Origin of the sequence: Nonomuraea sp. KM90 (genome assembly GCF_052246675.1) — a bacterium.
Lineage (GTDB): Bacteria > Actinomycetota > Actinomycetes > Streptosporangiales > Streptosporangiaceae > Nonomuraea.
The window spans coordinates 1-1,677 of record NZ_JBQQCB010000340.1 but is presented as its reverse complement, the minus strand read 5'-3'; the positions used below and the strand labels follow the sequence as shown (position 1 = coordinate 1,677).

Below are 1,677 nucleotides of genomic sequence, written 5' to 3'. Positions count from 1 at the left end.
GAAGGTGTGCGGGTGTCGGCCGAGGCGGGCCAGGGCCAGCAGGCGCACGTCGGTGTAGGCGTCGCAGGCCGTGACGGTCCGTACGCGCCTGAGCAGCCGGAGGTCCGGCAGCCTGGTCCGCGCGGCGGCCTCGGTGTCCCGGCACGCGCCCGGGGAGGCGGGCGGCCGGCCGGGGCCGACGTCCCACTCCTCGCTGGGCACGCCGAGCAGCAGCCCGTGCCGCCCGTACGGCCGGCCGTAGAGCCCCGTGGTCTCGTCCACGAAGGCGGGCGGACGGGGGCCGGACACGTCGTAGACCTGGTACTGGATGTGCTTGGTGCGGACGGCCGGGCCGGCCGCTCCGCTGCGGGCGAGCAGCCCGGGCGTCCACGGTCCCGCGGCCACCACGGCGACGTCGAAGCGGCGGTGCCGCCCGCCCGCGACGATCTCGGCGGCGTCACCCCGCTCGCCGACCCGCGCCACCTCGCCCGCCACGATCTCGCCGCCCCGGCGCCGGAAGTCGCCGAGGGCCATGAGCCGCAGCCGGTGCGGCGAGATGTGGCCCGCCCACCGCTCGACGACCGCGGTCGCCTCGTACGGCACCCCGTGGAGGCCCAGGGCGGCCAGCGCCGTCCCGCTGAGGAGCTCCGCCCGGGGCGGCGCGCTCTCGACGGGGGCCGCGCGCACGTAGACCGAGCCGGTCTCGCGGTAGTCCGCCCAGTCGCACAGGACGGCGCTCGCCCGCAGCTCGGCGAGGCTGTCGGCGGCCAGCCGGGCGGCGGCGGGATCGGGTTCGTAGCCGCGGACCAGGCCGCCCGACGCCGCGGTGGCGTCGGCGGCGGCCGGGTCGCCGGTGAAGAGGCAGATGTCGTCCCGCGGGGCGGCGGTCTTGAGCCGCCAGGCGAGCAGTGTGCCCGCCAGCCCCGCTCCTATGACGCAGCAGCGCATGCCGGCCGCTATCCGGTGATCAGGCCGAGCAGCCGCCCGGCGTCGCGGTCGCCGCGCTCGGCGGCGGGGAGCAGGCAGCGCACGGCCAGCGCGGGGTCGAAGTGCTCGGGGCGCAGCGCCTGCGCGGCCCTGACGACCTCGGCCGAGGGCAGGGACCCGGTACGCGCACCCGCATCCGCGGGCAGGGACCCGGCGACCGCCCGCCAGCGCGCGGCGAACTCCTCGAACGCGGCCAGGGTGAAGTTGCTGGAGTGCGGGGCGGGGCGGTCCCAGCTGAGGAAGAGCCTGACCAGGCCGGGGTCGGCGCCGTCCAGGAGCTCGTGCCCCCAGATGGCGTGGTTCCTGCTGGTGGAGAACTTCAGGCCGTCGAGGCGGTAGAACTCGTTGGTCACCAGGCCGCCGAGCGCCGCGCGGGGCGGCACGCCGGCGGCCGACAGGATCGCCGGGAACAGCACCGCGTAGTAGAAGGCGTTGTCCAGGCCGAGGAAGGCCCACAGGCCGGAGACGTCCTGCCAGGCGGCGGCGTACTGCGCCATGGTCCGGGCGCGGGGGTCGACGGCCCTGCCCACGGCGTACAGGTAGGCCAGGCCCATCTCGAACCACACGTCCAGCCGCTGCCCGCCGCGGACCTCGATCCCCCAGTCGGAGGGGTAGCACACCGGGATGTCCGGCAGGCCCTCGTCCAGGTGGCGGCCCAGCAGGGCCCGGCAGCGGGCGGGGATGACCGCGCGCGACCAGATGCCGGTGAGC

General features: G+C 77.0%; 2 protein-coding genes. Both read right to left on the bottom strand.

What is annotated here, in order from left to right; all coding sequences use genetic code 11:
• Window positions 1-927 (bottom strand): FAD-dependent oxidoreductase (locus ACTWPW_RS64050; protein ID WP_443175015.1); only part of this gene is annotated, 927 nt, incomplete at its 3' end.
• Between the two features lie 8 nt (window positions 928-935).
• Window positions 936-1,677: class I tRNA ligase family protein (locus ACTWPW_RS64045; protein WP_443175014.1), on the bottom strand; the 742-nt coding region annotated here is incomplete at its 5' end.